Origin of the sequence: Sphingomonas sp. IC081, from assembly GCF_006874585.1 — a bacterium.
Classification (GTDB): Bacteria; Pseudomonadota; Alphaproteobacteria; order Sphingomonadales; family Sphingomonadaceae; genus Novosphingobium.
The window spans coordinates 391,890-409,873 of the sequence record NZ_CP029762.1 but is presented as its reverse complement, the minus strand read 5'-3'; the positions used below and the strand labels follow the sequence as shown (position 1 = coordinate 409,873).

General features: G+C 68.4%; 12 protein-coding genes. 6 read left to right on the top strand and 6 right to left on the bottom strand.

The annotated features are described in order from the left end of the window. Positions 1 to 20: 20 nt before the first annotated feature. Together DM450_RS20115 and DM450_RS20110 are read right to left on the bottom strand one after the other, a co-directional pair. Positions 21 to 1,076 (bottom strand): LacI family DNA-binding transcriptional regulator, encoded by a 1,056-nt coding sequence (locus DM450_RS20115; RefSeq protein WP_142638536.1) that lies wholly within the window; start codon positions 1,074 to 1,076, stop codon positions 21 to 23. Continuing rightward, on the bottom strand, positions 1,073 to 2,338 hold the full coding sequence (locus DM450_RS20110; protein WP_142638534.1) for an MFS transporter: 1,266 nt from the start codon (positions 2,336 to 2,338) through the stop codon (positions 1,073 to 1,075). The genes DM450_RS20115 and DM450_RS20110 overlap by 4 nt, the downstream gene beginning before the upstream one ends. Before the next feature lie 163 nt (positions 2,339 to 2,501). Here DM450_RS20110 and DM450_RS20105 point away from each other — a divergent pair, with 163 nt between their 5' ends. Genes DM450_RS20105 through DM450_RS20095 form a run of 3 tightly spaced genes read left to right on the top strand, consistent with a single transcriptional unit; the run spans position 2,502 to position 8,826 of the window. Then, positions 2,502 to 4,967: a TonB-dependent receptor gene (locus DM450_RS20105; protein WP_142638531.1), complete on the top strand. Its 2,466-nt coding sequence runs from the start codon at positions 2,502 to 2,504 to the stop codon at positions 4,965 to 4,967. Positions 4,968 to 4,990: 23 nt separating this feature from the next. Beyond that, positions 4,991 to 6,547, top strand: a complete 1,557-nt coding sequence (locus DM450_RS20100; RefSeq protein ID WP_142638529.1) for a tryptophan halogenase family protein — start codon at positions 4,991 to 4,993, stop codon at positions 6,545 to 6,547. Continuing rightward, positions 6,544 to 8,826: a beta-glucosidase gene (locus tag DM450_RS20095; RefSeq protein WP_142638527.1), complete on the top strand. Its 2,283-nt coding sequence runs from the start codon at positions 6,544 to 6,546 to the stop codon at positions 8,824 to 8,826. Before DM450_RS20100 ends, DM450_RS20095 begins: the two co-directional genes overlap by 4 nt. Positions 8,827 to 8,863: 37 nt before the next feature. Here the strand turns inward: DM450_RS20095 and DM450_RS20090 are convergent, their stop codons facing one another. From DM450_RS20090 to DM450_RS20080, 3 genes are read right to left on the bottom strand one after another with little or no spacing between them, the layout of a single operon-like run. After that, complete coding sequence (locus DM450_RS20090; protein ID WP_142638525.1) at positions 8,864 to 10,360, bottom strand: NAD-dependent succinate-semialdehyde dehydrogenase; 1,497 nt, start codon at positions 10,358 to 10,360, stop codon at positions 8,864 to 8,866. A gap of 11 nt (positions 10,361 to 10,371) precedes the next feature. Beyond that, positions 10,372 to 11,382, bottom strand: a complete 1,011-nt coding sequence (locus DM450_RS20085; protein WP_142638523.1) for a dihydrodipicolinate synthase family protein — start codon at positions 11,380 to 11,382, stop codon at positions 10,372 to 10,374. A 38-nt stretch (positions 11,383 to 11,420) separates the two neighbouring features. Beyond that, positions 11,421 to 12,425, bottom strand: coding sequence for an ornithine cyclodeaminase family protein (locus DM450_RS20080; protein WP_142638521.1), 1,005 nt, complete (start codon positions 12,423 to 12,425; stop codon positions 11,421 to 11,423). A gap of 150 nt (positions 12,426 to 12,575) precedes the next feature. Between DM450_RS20080 and DM450_RS20075 the strand changes: the two genes are divergently transcribed. The 3 genes from DM450_RS20075 to DM450_RS20065 all read left to right on the top strand — a co-directional run bounded on the left by DM450_RS20075 (position 12,576) and on the right by DM450_RS20065 (position 16,930). Further along, the gene (locus DM450_RS20075) at positions 12,576 to 13,232 is read left to right on the top strand and encodes a FadR/GntR family transcriptional regulator (protein ID WP_142638519.1); all 657 of its coding nucleotides are present in this window, start codon (positions 12,576 to 12,578) and stop codon (positions 13,230 to 13,232) included. Between the two features lie 246 nt (positions 13,233 to 13,478). Beyond that, positions 13,479 to 16,256, top strand: coding sequence for a Tat pathway signal sequence domain protein (locus tag DM450_RS20070; RefSeq protein ID WP_142638517.1), 2,778 nt, complete (start codon positions 13,479 to 13,481; stop codon positions 16,254 to 16,256). Continuing rightward, positions 16,253 to 16,930, top strand: coding sequence for a DUF6250 domain-containing protein (locus DM450_RS20065; RefSeq protein WP_142638515.1), 678 nt, complete (start codon positions 16,253 to 16,255; stop codon positions 16,928 to 16,930). Before DM450_RS20070 ends, DM450_RS20065 begins: the two co-directional genes overlap by 4 nt. Before the next feature lie 31 nt (positions 16,931 to 16,961). Here the strand turns inward: DM450_RS20065 and DM450_RS20060 are convergent, their stop codons facing one another. After that, positions 16,962 to 17,951, bottom strand: a complete 990-nt coding sequence (locus tag DM450_RS20060; protein ID WP_142638513.1) for an alpha/beta hydrolase — start codon at positions 17,949 to 17,951, stop codon at positions 16,962 to 16,964. Positions 17,952 to 17,984 lie beyond the last annotated feature (33 nt).

Genomic DNA, 17,984 nt, shown 5'->3' with positions numbered 1-17,984 from the left:
GACATTTTCCGAACAGACGCTCAGCGGGGAAACAACGGGCCGGTGCTTCCCCGCAGCACCAGTTCATGCGCGAGCCTGAACTGGAAGTCCGCCCCGGCCGCACTTCCCTCGCGGCGGAAACGCGGATCGGCCAGGATGTCCACCGCCGCCTTGGCCATCTCCGCCTTGGGTTGCCGCACGGTCGTGATCTGCGGCCAGGCGGTGCGCGACGAGGGGGCATCGTCGAACCCGCAGACCGAGAGGCGCTCGGGCACCGGAATCCCGCATTTCATCGCCGCAATCAGGACTCCAAGCGCCATGTCGTCGTTCGAGGCAAAGATCGCGCTCGGCGGCTCGGGCAGGGTCACCAGGCTTTCGCCAAGCTCCATCCCCGCGCGCGAGGTGAAATCGCCGCGCACGACCAGCCGCTCGTCGACCGCGCCCCCCGCTCCGGCCCCCGCTCCGGCCCCCGCTCCGGCCATCGCCGCCCGGAACCCCTCCTCGCGCCGGGCCGAGGCACTGTGCGTCACCGGCCCCTGGATAAACGCGATGGCGCGGTGCCCCAGGCCCAGCAGGTGCTCCGTCATCTCCCGCGCCGCGAGGCGGTCGTCCATGCGCACCGTCCCCACCCCGGGCGGCGCCGCGCTCGGCGCCACCAGCACGGTCGGCACGGCTGCCTCGGCAAAGATCGCCATCAATTCGGGATCGTCGCAGATCGGCGGCGCCACGATCGCGCCGTCCAGCCGCAGCGCCGCGATGGCGGCCCGCACTTCGTCCGCCCAGCCCCGGACGGACAGGTCGACCGGTTCCACCACCAGGTGATAGCTGCGCGAACGGCAGCCGATCAGCGCCCCGTGCTGGATATCCGCCGCATACCCCGACACCGGATCGTCGATGAACAGCCCGAGCAGATAGGACCGCGAACTCGACAGGCTGCGGGCAAAGGCGTTGGGGCGATAGTCCAGCTCGGCAACCACCCGCTGCACCGCCTCGCGCAGTTCCGCGCGCACGTGCGCCTCGCCATTGATGACACGCGACACCGTCTTGGGCGAGACACCGGCGCGGGCCGCGACATCCTTGATCGTGACAACACTCATGCCGACATCTTTCCTGGCCGCAGACACATCGCCGCAAACAGCGCGACCCCGGCATAGCAGAGCGCGGGCAGCAGCAAGGCCGGCAGGAGGCCGATGGCATCCGCCGCCGCCCCGGTCAACAACGGCACGATCGCGCCTCCCACCACGGCCATGCACAGCCACATCGACGCGAGCGGCGCGTCGGCCGCATCGGCGGGCATCGCCAGGGCGTAGATCGTGGGATACATGATCGCGTTGCACAGGCCGATGGCGATGAGCGCCGCAGCCCCCGCCGCGCCGGGAAGTCCTGCCGCCGCCGCTGCCAGAACGCCCGCCGCCACCGCCGCAACAAGCAGCAGCCGCGCCTCGGCGATCCGTGTCATCAGCCAGGCTCCGGCAAAACGCCCGGCCATGGCGCCCGCCCAGTAGAAGCTGACCAGCCGCCCGGCGCTCACCGGCGACAGGCCCAGTCGTTCTGGCAGCATCAGCACGTTGGTCATCAGTGTGCCGACCGTCACTTCCGCGCCGACGTAGACAAAGATGGCAAAGATGCCCCAGCACAGCTGGCGGTCCCGCAGCACCGCAAGGATCTGCCGGAGGCGGTTATCGGCCCGCGTCCCGCCCCCAGCGTCCTCCCGCGCCAGCAAGCGGCGATGACGCAGGTAGACTACCGCGAGAACCGCCAGAACCGCGCCGGTCGCCACGAACGGCAAGGCCGCGGCCGTGTCCCGCCCCTCTCCCCGGTAAACGTCGGCGAGCAGGAACGGCGCGCTCACCAGCGGGCCGAGCACCGTTCCCAGCGAATTGAAACCTTGCAGCAGATTGAGCCGGAACGCGGAGCGGCGCGACGGCCCGATCACGGTGACGACAGTATTCGACGCGATCTGCAACACCGTCTGCCCCGAGGACAGCAGCAACAGGGCGCCGAGAATGAGCGCGAAGTCCCGCAGGCCCTGCGCCGCCGCCAAGGCCAGGCAGCCCGCCGCCATCACCGCCAGCCCCGAGGCGATCGCCCGCATGTAGCCGATTCGCACGACGGCGAGCGCGGCGGGCAGCGCAAAGAGCAGGTAGCTGGCATGAAACGCGAACTGGACCAGCAGCACCTTGCCGTAGTCCAGCGCCAGAACCGACTTGAGCTGCGGCACCAGCAGGCTGACCGAGGCGCTCAGGAAACCGCCGATGAAAAACACCCCGACCGAGAGCGCCAGCAGCCGCCGGACCACGGATTCGGCGGGGTCCGAAGCCGTCGCCGGGATCGTGCTGGAAGAGGCGGCACAAGACATCGTGCAGACCTATGGCACCGCTCCAGAGATGGCAAATCGCAAGATCGACAAAATCGACACGGACGGCCGCCAAACTGACAACGATGTCAGAATGACGGTTGACATCGTTGTCAGGATCGGGTCATTGCAGCCTCACAAAGTAGAAACACATTGGGAGGATTTCATGACGAGGCACGATCTCGTCGCGGGCACGGCGCTCGCGGCTTGTCTTTTTTCCGTATCCGCAGCGCACGCCCAAGAGGCAGCTGTACCGCAGGCAGCCGCACTGCCGGCCGCCGCGCCGGTGACCGTTTCCGACGGCGACATCATCGTCACCGCCACGCGCCGCGAAACCACCCTGCAGTCCACACCGATCGCCATCTCGGCCTTCAGCCAGGACACCCTGACCAAGAACGGCGTGAAGGACGTGACCGACCTTGCGCGTTTCGTGCCCTCGCTCCAGTTCAACCAGCAGGGTGACCAGTCCGCCGTGCTGCTGACGCTGCGCGGCATCGGCAACGACAGCGCCTATACCGAAGTGGCCGACCCGGAAGTCGCCATCTATGTCGACGGCATCTACTCCCCGCGTTCGCAGGGCGCCTCGGTGCTGATGTACGACATGGAACGCGTCGAAGTGCTGCGCGGGCCGCAGGGCACGCTGTTCGGCCGCAACGCCACCGTCGGCGCGCTCAGCCTGATCTCCGCCAAGCCCAGGCTCGGCGTGTTCGAGGGCAATGTCGAAGTCACCGCGGGCAATTACGACCGGTTCGGCGTGCGCGGCGCGATCAACATCCCGGTCACCGACACGCTGGCCTTCCGCGTTGCCTTCGTCAGCGACCGGCATGACGGTTATGCCGACTATCAGCCCGCGCCCGATGTCGCCGGCATCAACAAGTCCGCCTTTGTCACCTCGGGCAAGAAGTACTACGCCGCCGACCAGCGCTCGGGCCGCGTCTCGATGCTCTGGCAGCCGGGCGAGCGCTTTTCCTGGAACCTCTCCGGCGAAGCCTTCTGGGACGACGGGGCCCCGGTGATCGGCCTGCTCCAGACCCCGCGCGCGGGCACCAGGCGCTGGTCGACGCTCAGCGATACCGCGCCCGATACCGACCGTTACTCGGTGGCGGTCCGCAGTACCATGAACTATGACGTCACCGACGGCATCCAGCTCAGCTACATCGCCGGCTGGTCCCGCATCGGCGGCAGCACCCGCACCGATGCCGACGCCGGCGCGCTCCCGCCAACCGGGGAAGTGGACGCCAGCGGCAACGACCTGCCGCTCGGCGCCTTCAACGAGAACGCCACGGTCTGGTCGCGCTACGACTTCCAGAGCCACGAGCTCCAGCTCAAGTCCTCGGGCGACAACGCCATCGACTGGATCCTGGGCGCCTACTACAGCCACGAAAAGAACAAGATCCGCTTCGATATCGACCAGCGCAACGGCTACCGCGACGGCACCTTCAGCTGGGCGGGCAGCTTCATCCAGGCCGATCGCCAGATCGACAGCCGCGCCGCCTTCGGCCAGGCCGTGTGGCACGCCGCCGACTGGCTGCGCGTGACCGGCGGCCTGCGCTACACTTCGGACAAGAAGAAGGACGTCGGCGGCCGCAACGTCATGTTCGACCATTGCCCCGACACCCTGCCCGCCGACGCCTGCCAGGGCGGGATCTTCGGCGCCTATCCGGGTGCGACGGCCGCCGAACTGGTCGACCTGCTGCCCGGCTACGCGATCTCCAGCAACGATGTGAAAGGCAAGTGGGACAAGCTGACCTACCTTGCCCGCGTCGATGCCGACATCGCCGCCGACACGCTGGGCTACGCCAGCATCTCGACCGGCTTCAAGTCGGGCAACATCCAGGACAATGCGGGCCTCACCGATCCGGAAACGCTGACCAACTACGAAGTCGGCCTCAAGACCCGCATGTTCGACCGCCGCCTGACGCTGAACCTGGCCGCCTACTATTCCGACTTCAAGGGATACCAGGTGAACCAGGCGGTCACCTTCCGCGACGATGAAGGCAACGTCATCCGCAGCCAGATGATCACCCAGAACGCCAAGGGCGCGAAGGCTTACGGCCTGGAAGCGGAAATGAGCGCGGCGCTGACTGGCAACGACCGCCTGAACCTTTCCGCCACCCTGCAGAAGACCCGGCTGGAGGATCTCGAAAGCGTCGACGGCCGCCTCTACGACGGCAGCAAGCAGTCCTCGATCGTGCAGCTGAGGGGCAACGAACTGGCCCATGCCCCGCGCTTCTCGGCAACGGCAAGCTACGAGCATGACTTCGTGCTGGCGAGCGGCGCCCGGATCACCCCGCGCGTCACCACCCACTACGAGACACGCAGCTGGCTGAGCTACTTCAACGGCGATGCCAATCCCTTCGTGAATGCCAACGATCCGGACGACAACATGCCCGATCGCGGCACCAACGGCACCTCGTGGGACAAGCAGAAGGCCTACTTCCGCTCCGACGCCTCGATCCGCTTCACCACGGCGGACGACAAGTACACGGTCGAGGCCTTTGTCCAGAACATCGAGAACGGGCACATCCGCACCGGTGCCGGCGCCTTTGGCGCGCCGCGCTACGATCCGGTGTTCCTCTCGAACCTGCAGCCGCCGCGGACCTGGGGCCTGCGCGCCCGCGCCAGCTTCTGACCGGCCACTGAAAGGACAGGACCATGACGAGCGACGATCCCTCTTCCGGTCGCATCGTCATCCTGGGCGGCGGCACGGCCGGATGGCTGGCCGCCGCCTACCTTGCCCGCACGCTGGGGATGCGCGACGTCGTGCTGGTGGAATCCAGCCGGATCGGCATCATCGGCGTGGGCGAGGGCACGTTTCCCACCATCCGCACCACGCTGGCGGGCCTTGGCATCGGCGAGGCGGAATTCCTCACCCGCGCCGATGCCACCTTCAAGCAGGGCGTGCTGTTCGAAGGCTGGGCCACGGGTGCCGACAGCTACTTCCACCCCTTCAACATGCCGGTGGGCGGCGAGGACGAGGCGCTGCTGCCGCACTGGATCGCCGCCGCCGAGGACCCCGCCCGCCCGTCATGGGCCGATGCGGTGACCGTGCAGGAACGGCTGATCCGCGCGGGCCGTGCGCCAAAGCGGCCCGGCGATCCCGATTTCTCGGGGCCGATGAACTACGCCTACCACTTCGACGCGGCCCGCTTTGCCGACTATCTGCGCGACATTTCCATCGCCGCCGGCGTCACCCGGATCGAAGGCACGGTGGCTAGCGCCGAACGCGCGCCCGATGGCGACATCGCGGCGCTGATGCTGACGGACGGCCGCCGCGTCGCAGGCGGGTTCTTCCTCGATTGCTCCGGCTTTTCCGCCCTGCTCATCGGCAAGACGCTCGGCGCCGGGTTCACCTCCTGCGCGGACCACCTGTTCAACGACCGGGCACTGGCCCTGCAGCTGCCCTACGATTGCCCGGACGCCCCCGTGCGCCCCTATACGCTGGCGACCGCGCATGACGCGGGCTGGACCTGGGACATCGGCCTCAGCGAGCGACGCGGCATCGGCTATGTCTATTCCAGCCGCCACTGCTCGGACGAGGATGCGGAGGCGACCTTGCGCCGCTACCTCGGCCCCCAGGGCGCCGCCCTCGCCCCGCGCCCGCTTCGTTTCGAGACCGGCTACCGCGAAACCCAGTGGATCGGCAACTGCGTGGCGCTGGGCCTGTCCGCCGGGTTCTTCGAGCCGCTGGAATCGACCGGCATCATGCTGATCGAGGCGGCGCTGAAGATGATCGGCGACTTCCTCGTCCCCGCCGACCAGACCGCCCGGAAGGCCGCCGCCCGCAGCTTCAACCGGCTCATGGCGGCGCGGTTCGAGCACATCGTCACCTTCCTCAAGCTGCACTACTGCATCACCCGCCGCACCGATACCGCCTACTGGCGCGACAATACCGATCCCGCCTCGATCCCCGAGAGCCTGCAGGACATGCTCTTGCAGTGGCGCCGCCGTCCACCCTCGCGGTTCGATTTTGTCGTCGACCTCGAGACCTTCCTGCCGCCAAGCTACCACTACATCCTCTACGGCATGGGTTTCGAGACCCGGCTTGCGGCGGGCGAGCGCCATTATCCCGGTGCCAGCGAAGCCCGCGAGGCCTTTGCCCGCGTCCGCACCGCGCAGAGCGGCGCGCTTGGCGCCCTGCCCGACCACCGCAGCCTGCTGAACCACTATCACGCCCGCACGGGCACCGCTCCAGCCAAGGTTTCCCGATGACTTCGAAGATTGCCGCCCTGCTGACCGCCCTCACCCTCGGCACCGGCCTGACCGCCCCCGTGCAGGCCCAGACACCAGTCCAGACACCCGTCCAGACGACCGCCAGCCAGTCGGCGGAATCCCGCGCCGAAGCGCTGGTCAAGGCGATGACGCTGGACGAGAAGCTGCAACTGATCCACGGCTACTTCCCGCCGCTGGCGAAACCGGTGCCGCCGATCGCCATGATCCCGTCGGCCGGGCACATCCCCGGCATCCCCCGCCTCGGCATCCCCACCTTGCGCGAAAGCGACGCCAGCCTCGGCGTCGCCAACCAGATCGAGCAGCGCAAGGGCGACGTCGCCACCGCGCTGCCCGCCAGCATCGCCACCGCCGCCACCTTCAACCCCCGCCTCGCCTACCAGGGCGGGGCGATGATCGGTGCGGAAGCGCGCGCCAAGACGTTCAACGTGCTGCTGGCAGGCGGCGTCAACCTCACCCGCGACCCCTGGAACGGGCGCAATTTCGAATATCTCGGCGAAGACCCGCTGCTCGCGGGGATCATGGTGGGCGCCCATATCAAGGGCGTACAGAGCAACCACATCGTCTCCACCATCAAGCATTTCGCGCTCAATTCGCAGGAGACCGGCCGCACCGTGCTCGACGCCCGCATCGATCCGGCGGCGCTGCGCGAAAGCGACCTCTTGGCCTTCGAGATCGGCATCGAGCAGGGCCAGCCCGGCTCGGTCATGTGCGCCTACAACAAGGTGAACGGCGACTATGCCTGCGAGAACGACTGGCTGCTCAACCACGTGCTGAAGCGGGACTGGGGCTACAAGGGCTGGGTCATGTCCGACTGGGGCGCGGTCCATTCGACCGAGAAGGCCGCGATCAACGGGCTGGACCAGGATTCCGGGCAGGAACTGGACGACCGCATGTTCTTCGACGACCGCTTTGCCGAGGCGGTAAAGGCGGGGCGCATTCCGATGAGCCGCCTCGACGACATGGTCCGGCGCATCCTGTTCGGCGTGATCGACAGCGGACTGATGGACGATCCGGTGCCCGAAACCCCGCAGCCGATCGACTATGCCGCCCATGCCGAGGTCGCCCAGCGCGCCGCCGAGGAGGGCATCGTGCTGCTCAGGAACGAAGGCGACCTGCTGCCGCTGGCGCGCAGCGCGAAACGGATCGTGCTGATCGGCGCCCATGCCGATGTCGGCGTGCTGTCCGGCGGCGGCTCGTCGCAGGTCCGCTCGGTCGGCGGCGCGCCGGTGGAGATCCCGCTCACCAAAGGCGCCGCCGCCTCCTTCGCGCGGATCACCTGGCACGCCTCCTCGCCGCTCAAGGCCATCAAGGCGCTCGCCCCCGGTGCCACGGTTGTCTACCTCGACGGCAGCGATCCCAAGGCCGCGGCACAGGCAGCCCGCGGCGCGGACATCGCCATGGTCTTCGCCTGGGCCTGGCGCACCGAAGCGCAGGACCCCGAAAGCATGGCCCTGCCGGACAACCAGGATGCGCTCATCGAAGCGGTCGCCGCCGCAAACCGCAAGACGCTGGTGGTCCTGGAAACCGGCGGCCCGGCGCTGATGCCCTGGGCAAGCCGCGTCCCGGCGATCCTGCAGGCCTGGTATCCCGGCCAGCGCGGCGGCGAGGCGATCGCCAATATCCTGTTCGGCAAGGTCGATCCCTCCGGCCGCCTGCCGATCACCTTCCCCGCCAGCGCCGCGCAGGCGCCCCGGCCAGAGCCGCTCGGCCTTGCCGAACTGCACGCCGCCGACGCACGCCGCGACGCCGGTGACAAGACCGTCTACGGCATGAGCGGCGGCGTCGCGCCCTTCTCGGCCGACTACCGCGAGGGCGCCGATGTCGGCTATCGCTGGTATGCGGCGAGGAACCAGCAACCGCTGTTCCCGTTCGGCTTCGGCCTCAGCTATACCCGCTTCGGCTATGCCAATCTCAAGGTCACCGACGGCGCCGGGCTGACGGTCGAATTCGATGTCACCAACAGCGGCCAGCGCGAAGGCGCCGACGTGCCGCAGCTCTATGTCGAGGCGGCCAGTGCCGCCGGCACCCGCGCCTACCGCCTTGCCGGTTTCGAGAAAGTCCGCCTGGCCCCGGGCGAGACCCGCCACGTGACGCTCACGGTCGATCCGCGCGTCATCGCCCGGTTCCAGCGAACCGGCGACGGCACCGAAAGCTGGAGCGTGGATGCCAGGGCCTATCCGCTGCGGATCGGCCATTTCGCCGGCGATGCCGCGCTGAGCGGGACCGCCCGCCTCGATGCCCTTAGCGTAAAACCGTAACACCGACCTGCGTGGGGCTTGACGTATCGCAGGTTGGTCAAGCCCGCGCGGCGGGTGCCTCTGCCCGGATGCCGCCGAGCGCCACGTACTTCATCTCGAGGTACTCCTCGATGCCGACCGCCGCCCCCTCGCGCCCGAGGCCCGATGCCTTGACGCCGCCGAACGGCGCCACTTCAGTGGAGATCAGCCCCTCGTTGACGCCGACCATGCCGAACTCCAGCCCTTCCACCACGCGGAAGATGCGCCCCATGTCGCGCGCGCAGACATAGGCGGCAAGGCCGAAGGGCGTATCGTTGGCCAGCGCCACCGCCTCCTCCTCCGCGGCGAAACGGAAGAGCGGGGCGACCGGACCGAAGGTTTCCTCGGCAAAAATCTTCGCGTCGCGCGGCACGTCTTTCAGCACCGTCGGCGCGAAGAACGTGCCGCCAAGCGCATGACGATGCCCGCCGCAAGCAAGCTGCGCACCGCGCGCCAGAGCGTCGCCGACATGTTCCTCGACTTTGGCAACCGCCGCCGCGTCGATCAGCGGGCCGATCGCGCTGCCGGGCACGGTTCCGGGGGCAACGACGAGCCTGGCGGTCTCGGCAGCCAGCCGCTCGGCAAAGGCGTCGTAGATGCCGTCCTGCACGAGAAACCGGTTGGCGCCGATGCAGGACTGGCCGCTGTTGCGGAACTTCGCCATCATCGCCGCCGCCACCGCCGTCTCGAGATCGGCATCGTCGAACACGATGAACGGCGCATTGCCGCCCAGTTCCATGCTGGTCCGCTTGATGCCCGGCGCGCACTGCGCCAGCAGCAGCGCACCGATCTCGGTCGACCCGGTGAACGAGAGCTTGCGCACCGCCGGATTGGCCGTCAGTTCGCCGCCGATCGCCCCGGCCGCCCCGGTGACGACATTGCAGACCCCGGCCGGCAGCCCGGCGCGCTCGGCCAGCACGCCGAGCGCCAGCGCGGTCAGCGGCGTCTGGCTCGCGGGCTTGATCACCCCGGTGCAGCCCGCCGCCCAGCCGGGAGCGGCCTTGCGGGTGATCATGGCCGCCGGGAAATTCCACGGCGTGATCGCGGCAAAGACCCCGACCGGCACCTTCTGCACCAGGATCCGGCGCCCGTCGAGGTTCTGCGGAATGATCTCGCCATCCACGCGCTTGGCTTCCTCGGCGAACCATTCCGCAAAACTGGCGGCATAGAGCACCTCGCCGCGCGCCTCGGCCAGCGGCTTGCCCTGTTCCGAGGTGATCAGCAGGGCCAGGTCGTCCGCGTGACGCAGCATCAGTTCGAAGAAGCGGCGCAGGATCACGCTGCGCTGCTTGGCGAGCATGGCCCGCCAGGCAGGAAGCGCCTGCTCTGCCGCCGCCACCGCGCGCCGGGTTTCCGCCGCCCCGGCTTTCGGGACACGCGCGATGAGTTCGCCATTGGCGGGATTGCGGACATCGATGGTTTCGCCGCTGTCGGCGGGCAGCCAGGCGCCGCCGATCAGCATCGCCTGGCGCAGCAGATCGGGATCGGCCAGCGGCAAGGTTACGGGTTGTTCCATGGCGCGTCCTTTCAGGCGGGGTTGCGACCGACAAAAAACAGCGCGTCGGCATCGGGGGTGGGATCGAGCCCGGCCGCTTCCTGGCCGCGCCGCAGCGCCGCCATGTCGCGCTGGTAGACCCGGGCGGTGGGATGGCGCAGCGGGCCGCCGTTGTAGCCCTGCAGCCAGCCCTCGTACTTCCACAACAAGCGGTTGATCAGGCCGCCTCCGGCCTGCGGCACGCTGGCGAACGCCTTGCGGGCAGGATCGATGCGGTGAAATTCCGCCGTCGCCTCGTCAAAGCGGCGCTCGCGGATCATGTCGAACACGCGCGGCAGTACCGGCCCGAAAAAGGCCGAGAAATTGGTACCGCAGAAGGGCACGTCGATCAGCTGGGCGAGCGGGATGAATTCGTGCTCCATCGGGAAGGAGATCACCACCTCGTCCTGAAAGGCGCGGTGCACCTCGATCGGTCCCATGATATGCGGCATGCCGCCCTCGGCCTTGATCGCCACGACATTGGGGCAATCGTCGACAAGGCGGCGCAGGAGATCGACCGGCATGTCGATCGGGCTGAACCGGCCAAAACCCCAGGTCGGGATCGGGAACAGCATCACGGCAAGGTCGGTCGCGTCGCAGAACGCCTTGGTATAGGCGTAGACCTCTTCCAGCGACTGGGGGTAAAAGCAGGGCGGATAACCGAGCAGGACAAGCTCCGCACCCGCCTCCGCGGCAAGCCGCGCGGCGACGATGTTGTCCTCCAGCGTGTTGAACACCGCGTGGTGGACCACGAAGATCCGTCCCGCCGCCTGCTCCACCATCACCTCGACGAAACGCCGGTACTCTTCCATCGACATCACCACTTCGGAACAGGCAAGCGCCCCCACGAAGCCGTGCGCGATCGTTGTCTCGACATCGTGGCGGGCAGCCTGTTCGTTGAGGGCGGTGCAATCGCCGGTCACGGTCGGGATCACGACATTGGCGACCCCCAGCATCTTCTCGCGCGCCCAGGCACGGGCTTCGGACTTGGTGTAGACGGGCATGCTGCGAACTCTCCGAAGGTTTTAGAGAACTGGGGCGATCACTTGCCTTTCGAAACGGGACGGATCGGTGCTGGAATGGTCGAACCGATCCCGAGCCGCCGGGCCCGCGCGGCGCACATCCCGGCCACGGCGAGGTCCTGGATCGCCCCGCCCACCGACTTGTAGAGCATGATCTGGCGCGCATCGCCGCGCCCGGAGTGCCGGCCGCCGACCACCTCCGCGAGGGACACCAGCTTGTCGGCAAAGGCCACGCCTTCGCTGTGTGCGGCGATCATGTCGCCGGTGTCATGGGCGACTTCCTCGACCATGTCCGCGACGATGAGGTCGGCGCGCGCAACCGCCACGGAATCGATCTCGCGCTGCTCGGGCAGCGTCGAGCCGATCGAGACAACGGTCATGCCCGGGCGCAGCCAGCGGCCGAGCAGTGTCGGCGTCTCGTCGCGCGACCGCGCCGCACAGATCACGAGATCGCTGGCCGCCACTGCCGCTTCGGCGCTGGCGGCTGCCGTCACCGCGATGCCCTTTTCCGCCATGGCCGCACAGAACGCGGCCCGGCTGGCTTCGCGCGGGCTGAAGACCAGCACCTGTGCGAGCGGTCCCGACTGTGCCAGCGCCTCGAGATGGGTCCGCGCCTCGAAGCCGGAACCGATCACCGCCACGCGCGGCCGTGACTGGGCAAGCAGCCGCCGCGCGGCCAGCGCCGACGTGGCCGCCGTGCGAAAGCCGGTGATGGCATTGCCGTCGAGCAAGGCATCGAGCGCCATCGTCTGCCCGTCGAACAGCGAAATGAGGTAGGACGCCGCCCCAGCCACGGGCGAAGCGGCGATCAGCTTGGCCCCCATGACCGCCTGCCCCGGCATGATCCCGGTCAGCGAACGCAGCCACACCCCTTCTCCACGCGCCATTGTCCTTGGCGGGAACCCCGCCTCCGCCAAGGGCGCTGCATAAGCCGCGCCCAGCGCGGCCACCGCCCCGGTCCAATCGAAGACCGACCTCACCTCGTGATCCGACAGGACCAGGGTCTCGTACAATTCGCGCTGCATGATGCCCTCTCCCGGCCCTGCGCCGCAGGGCCATGGCCTGCGTAACTTTTGCGGCGAATAATTTCACTATTGAAGCATGTCAATCTGATTATTGATTTGCTATCCTCAGCTGTCCGGCATTGTGGTACCTCGGCCGCAAAGGAGCTTTCCGTGTCCGATCAAGACCTAGTCCGGCTGCGCGCCCTGCTCGACGAGACCATCGAGCGCGGCGAGGAGCGCTTGCCGCCCGAACCGCGTCTGAGCGAGGAACTCGGCGTAACCCGCGGCCGCCTGCGAACCCTGCTCAAGCACCTCGAGAGCGAGGGCGCGATCTGGCGCCATGTCGGCAAGGGCACGTTCATCGGCCCGCGGCAGTTCATCGAACCCCTCGCCGTGGCGGCGAACTTCAGCGTCGACGATATCCTGCATGCACGCGGCGTGCTCGAACCGCAGCTGGCGGCCGAAGCGGCCATCCACGCCGTGCCCGAAGATCTCGCGGCGATGGACGCATGCCTGGCCGAAATGGCACTGTCACACTCGATGCTGCAGTGGAAACGGCTGGACGAAAAGCTGCACCGCACGATCGCGCAGGCCACCCACAACGTCCTGCTGGTGACGCTTTACGATACGCTCCGCGCCCAGATGAAGTTCACGCTCGATCGGCGGATCGACCAGGTTTTCGGGGCGGAACCCGGCCCGAAGGAAAACACCGACAACGAGCACAACAAGGTCGTCGAGGCGATCCGGAAGCACGACCCGCAAGCGGCCGAAACCGCCATGCGCGAGCACTTGCGGGCACTGCGCGCCAAGCTGTTCGGATTACGCTGAAAGGATTGGCACGCGCCGCGCACCTGCTCCAACGCTTCGCATGGCAAAATTGAGTGCATCAATACAAATTGATTTGCATGGCACTCCTCCTTCCGAAGGCAATCGCGGCAAGACCTGCCGGAACACGCGCGCAACGGATCCCGCCGCGCCGCATGGGGCACTTTTTTCTTTCGCTAGCGGTTGACGATAAAGACCACATGATGAAATACCATCCCACATAAGACATCGCTCAAAATGGGAGAGAGCATGAGCAAGCTGGTCTGGAGCCGCCGCGAGATGTTGGCGCAAAGTCTGGCAACCTCGGCCGTCGTCTCGTCGATGGCGCTCACCGCCGGGCAGGCCAAGGCCGCTCCCGCAGGCGCACTGGAGCCGCTGGGTTCCGGCATCGCACCGGGCGACGACGTGGTATGGCTCGATGGCAGCGCGCCTTTCGCCCACGAAGGCCAGTCATGGGGCCAGCCCTGGCCGCGCGGCACCCGATTCGACAGGCGCGGTTACGTTCTCGAAGGCGCCGGCGGCACCCGCGAGGCGCTGCAGACATGGCCCATGGCCTGGTGGCCCGACGGCTCGATCAAGTGGACCGGGCACGCGGCCGCCGCCAACGGCGCCCGCGCCGGTTCCCTGCGCGTCGCGCCCGGCAGCGCCCGGCCCGCACAGACGCTTTCCCTGCGCGAGGCAGGCGATGCCATCACCGTCACCGTGGGGCAGACCGTCTGGACGGTCGGCCGTTCGGGCGAGGCGCTGATCCGCTCCGCGAACGTCGGTTCGGCGCAAGTGCTGCAATCGGTGCGCCTGCTCGCCAGCGCGCAGGACCGCGCCGACGACGAGGACGGCGCCCCTGGGCTGACCCGCTGGACCAGCAGCATCGACAGCGCGACGGTCGAACAGAGCGGCCCGATCCGCGCCGTCATCAAGCTCGACGGCCGCCATCGCGGTGAGGCGAGCGACAGTGCGGGCGACTGGATGCCCTTCTGCGTCCGCCTCTACTTCCACGCCGGATCGGACAGCGTGCGGCTGGTCCACTCGATGATCTTCGACGGCGACCCGGCCACACGTTTCATTCGCGGACTGGCCCTGGAGGGCGGCGTGCCGATGCGCGGCGCGCTGCATGACCGCCACGTCCGTTTCGCGGGCGAGAATGGCGGCCTCTGGGGCGAGGCGGTGCGCCCGCTGACCGGCCTGCGCCGCGATCCCGGCAAGGCTTTCCGCGACGCACAAGTGGCGGGCGAGGCCGTCCCTCCGCTCGACCAGATGGGCGCGGCGGTGCGCCAGAACCTCGAATATATCCCGGCTTGGGGCGATTTCCGCCTGCGCCAACCCAATTCGGACGGTTTTACCATCGTCAAGCGCACCCGGCCGGGCTGCGGCTGGGTAGACGTCGACACCGCCGGGCGCGCACCGGGGCTGGGTTATGTCGGCAGCCCCTCGGGCGGGGTCGCCTTCGGCATGCACGACTTTTGGCAGCGCTGCCCGGTCGGCCTCGACATCGCCGATGCCGCCGGGGACACCGCGCGCTTCACGATCTGGTACCACGCCCCCGATGCCCCGGCGATGGACCTGCGCTTCTATCACGACGTCATGGGCATGGAGAGTTACGAGGCGCAGAACCGCGGCCTCGACGTGACGTATGAGGATTATGAACCCGGCTGGGGCGATGCCTCCGGGATCGCGCGGACCACCGAATTCCGCATCTGGGCGCTGCCCGCCACGCCGCCGCGCGAACGACTGGCGCACATGGGCAAGGGCCTTGCCACCCCGCCGCGCCTCGTCCCCAATGTCGCGCGGGTCCACGCGGCCGGGCTGTTCGGGCCGTGGAGCCCGATCGCCGCGGGAGGGGCGCTGCGCGGCAAGATCGAGGCGCGCGCGAAACAGGAACTCGATTTCTACATCGGGCAAGTCGAGCAGCGGCGCTGGTACGGCTTCTGGAACTACGGCGACGTCATGCACAGCTATGACAACGACCGGCACGTGTGGCGCTACGACATCGGCGGTTTCGCCTGGGACAACAGCGAACTGTCGACCGACATGTGGCTGTGGTACGGCTTCCTGCGCACGGGCCGCGCCGACGTGTTCCGGCTTGCCGAGGCGATGACCCGCCACACCGGCGAGGTCGACGTCTACCATGCCGGCCGCTTCAAGGGCCTGGGCACCCGCCACGGCGTGCAGCACTGGGCGGACAGTTCGAAGCAGCCGCGCATCTCCAACGCCGCCTATCGCCGTTTCTACTATTACCTCACCACCGACGAGCGCTGCGGCGACCTGATGCGCGCCCTGGTGGACAGCGATCATGCGCTCAAGACCGTCGACATCGGCCGCAAGGTGCTGCACCGGGCCGAACCGCTCGCCGGAACCGGCGCGGTGGTGGCCGACCAGCCGCTGCCCGAGGGCCAGATCTTCATGCAGTTCGGCACCGTCTGGGGCTCGCTGCTGGGCGCCTGGCTGACCGAGTGGGAGCGCACGCGCGACACCCGCTGGCGCGACCGCATCGTGGCCGGAATGCGCTCCATCGCCGCGTTGCCCAAGGGCTGGCTGGCGGGCGGCGGCGCGTTCGATCTCGCCTCCGGCCGCTTCGTGGGGGGCGGCAAGGAGGTCAACATGAGCCACCTCAACGGCGTGTTCGGCGTGTTCGAGATCACCGCCGAACTGCTGGAGCTCGTGGACGAACCGGCCTTCCGCAAGACCTGGCTGGAATACTGCGAGCTCTACAACGCCCCCGAGGCGGAGTTCCGCGCCCGCACCGGCGCATCGGGCAAGGGCCGCGCGCTGACGCAGGCGCATTCGCGCTACACCGCCTATGCCGGGGTGCAACTCGGCAAGCCGGAACTGGTCCGGCGTGCCTGGGGCGAATTCTTCGGCGCGGGCGACCGCGAAGGCCGCGACCAGTCGCGCGGGGCACACAAGGTCACCGGGGCCACGGTGCTCAAGCCGGTGGACGAGATCGCCGAAGTTTCCACCAACGACGCCGCGCAGTGGGGCATCGCCGCCGCCGTGAACCTGACGCTGATCGGGGATGCGCTGGAGTGAAACGCCTCGCCGCCGTCCTGTTGCTTGGGCTTCTGTCGGCAGCGGCGCCGCCGCAAACGGACGGCTTCCGCCACGGCCTGTCGCACTGGCGCGTCGAGGCGGAAGCGCCCTCGCGCGTCACCGTGCGGGACGGGGTGATGGACATCGATACGCCCGAAGGGATCTCGGTCTGGTGGGGCGAGGAACTGCGCGCGCCCGTCGCCATCGAATACGAGGTCATGGCCGTGTCGGCGGGCGGGCCCAACGATGCGGTGAGCGACGTCAACGCCTTCTGGATGGCCTCCGACCCGGCGGCGCCGGACGGATCGCCCCTCTCCCGCCCGCGCAGCGGGGCCTTTGCCGACTACGACACGCTCAGGACCTATTACCTGGGCATCGGCGGCAATCGCAACACCACTACGCGAATGCGCCGCTACGTAGGGGAACCGGGCAATCGTCCGCTGCTGCCCGAGCACGACCGGGCGGATCCGGCGGCGCTATTGGTGGCCAATCGCTGGGTGCCGGTGCGGCTTGCCACCGATGGCGGGACGGTGACGGTGGACTTCGGCGGCAAGCGGCTTTTCACGATGACCGACGCCGCGCCCTACCGCCGGGGCTGGTTCGCCCTGCGCACAACCAAAAGCCACCTGCGCATCCGCAATTTCCGCGTCGTGCCGCTTGGGACGAGCCGCTGAGAGACCGCTCGGAAGCGGCCTCCAGTGCCGATCACGCTCCCTCGGACGGGATCTTCAAGCCATGGCGCGCCGCGAAGCGGGCAAAACGCGTCAGCCACAGGCCCGCGCGGCCGTCCGGCTCGAACAGCGGCGCGCCGTGGCCGCCCTTCTCGATCACATAAAGCTCGGACGGAATTTTTGCGGCCCGGCATCCCTCGAACATGGCAAGGCTGTTGCCGCAATCGACCACGGTATCGTCCGCCGCATGGCCAAGCAGGATCGGCGGGGTCGCGGCGGGCACATCGAGTTGCAGCGAATAGCGCCGCGACAGGTCCTCGCCCGGGTTCGGCCCCAGCAGTTCGCTGCGCGACTGGCCATGGGCGAGCGGCGGCATCATGCTGACGACCGGGAAGAACATGCCCGCCACCAAAGGCCGCGCATCCTGCGCATCGGCGGCGTCCACCGGATCGTAGACTTTGGCCGCAAAGCGCGTGGCAATGCTGCCGCAGAGGTGTCCGCCCGCCGAAAAGCCGATGGTCGCCACATTGGCCGGATCGACGCGCCACTTCGCGGCATTGGCGCGGATCAGCCGCATCGCGCGCTGGGCGTCCTGCAAAGGCGTGTCCGGCCCGCCCGCCCAGCCGTCATGCGGCAACCGGTAGAGCAGTTCGAAGGCCGTCACCCCCTGCGATGCGAACCAGCGCGAGATCGCGGACGGCTTTGTGCCCATCGCCACCCGCGCATAACCGCCGCCGGGAAACATCAGCACCGCCGCCCCGGTGGGCTTGGTCGCCGGGCAGACCGTCAGCATCGGCGTCGCCACGTGCGGCCAGGCAAAATCGTCGGGATTGTTCTTGTTGGAGCGCAGCACCCGCTCCTCCTTCACGCCGCCCTTGGGCAGCCCCGGCGGCGATCCCGGCCAGATCGGGAAACGCTCGAACGCAGGGCCTTCGCCCGCCTGCGCCAGCGCGCGGGCCGGCAGCAGCGGGGCGGCGGCCAGCGCGCCCAGCGAGGTCAGGAACAGGCGGCGGTCATTCGGCATGGGGCACTCTCCCGGTAATGGCTTGGATGCGGG

Coding starts and splice junctions, on each gene's coding strand:
- DM450_RS20115 (WP_142638536.1), bottom strand. CDS start 1,076: ATGAGTGTTGTCACGATCAAGGATGTCGCGGCCCGCGCCGGTGTCTCG.
- DM450_RS20110 (WP_142638534.1), bottom strand. CDS start 2,338: ATGTCTTGTGCCGCCTCTTCCAGCACGATCCCGGCGACGGCTTCGGAC.
- DM450_RS20105 (WP_142638531.1), top strand. CDS start 2,502: ATGACGAGGCACGATCTCGTCGCGGGCACGGCGCTCGCGGCTTGTCTT.
- DM450_RS20100 (WP_142638529.1), top strand. CDS start 4,991: ATGACGAGCGACGATCCCTCTTCCGGTCGCATCGTCATCCTGGGCGGC.
- DM450_RS20095 (WP_142638527.1), top strand. CDS start 6,544: ATGACTTCGAAGATTGCCGCCCTGCTGACCGCCCTCACCCTCGGCACC.
- DM450_RS20090 (WP_142638525.1), bottom strand. CDS start 10,360: ATGGAACAACCCGTAACCTTGCCGCTGGCCGATCCCGATCTGCTGCGC.
- DM450_RS20085 (WP_142638523.1), bottom strand. CDS start 11,382: ATGCCCGTCTACACCAAGTCCGAAGCCCGTGCCTGGGCGCGCGAGAAG.
- DM450_RS20080 (WP_142638521.1), bottom strand. CDS start 12,425: ATGCAGCGCGAATTGTACGAGACCCTGGTCCTGTCGGATCACGAGGTG.
- DM450_RS20070 (WP_142638517.1), top strand. CDS start 13,479: ATGAGCAAGCTGGTCTGGAGCCGCCGCGAGATGTTGGCGCAAAGTCTG.
- DM450_RS20060 (WP_142638513.1), bottom strand. CDS start 17,951: ATGCCGAATGACCGCCGCCTGTTCCTGACCTCGCTGGGCGCGCTGGCC.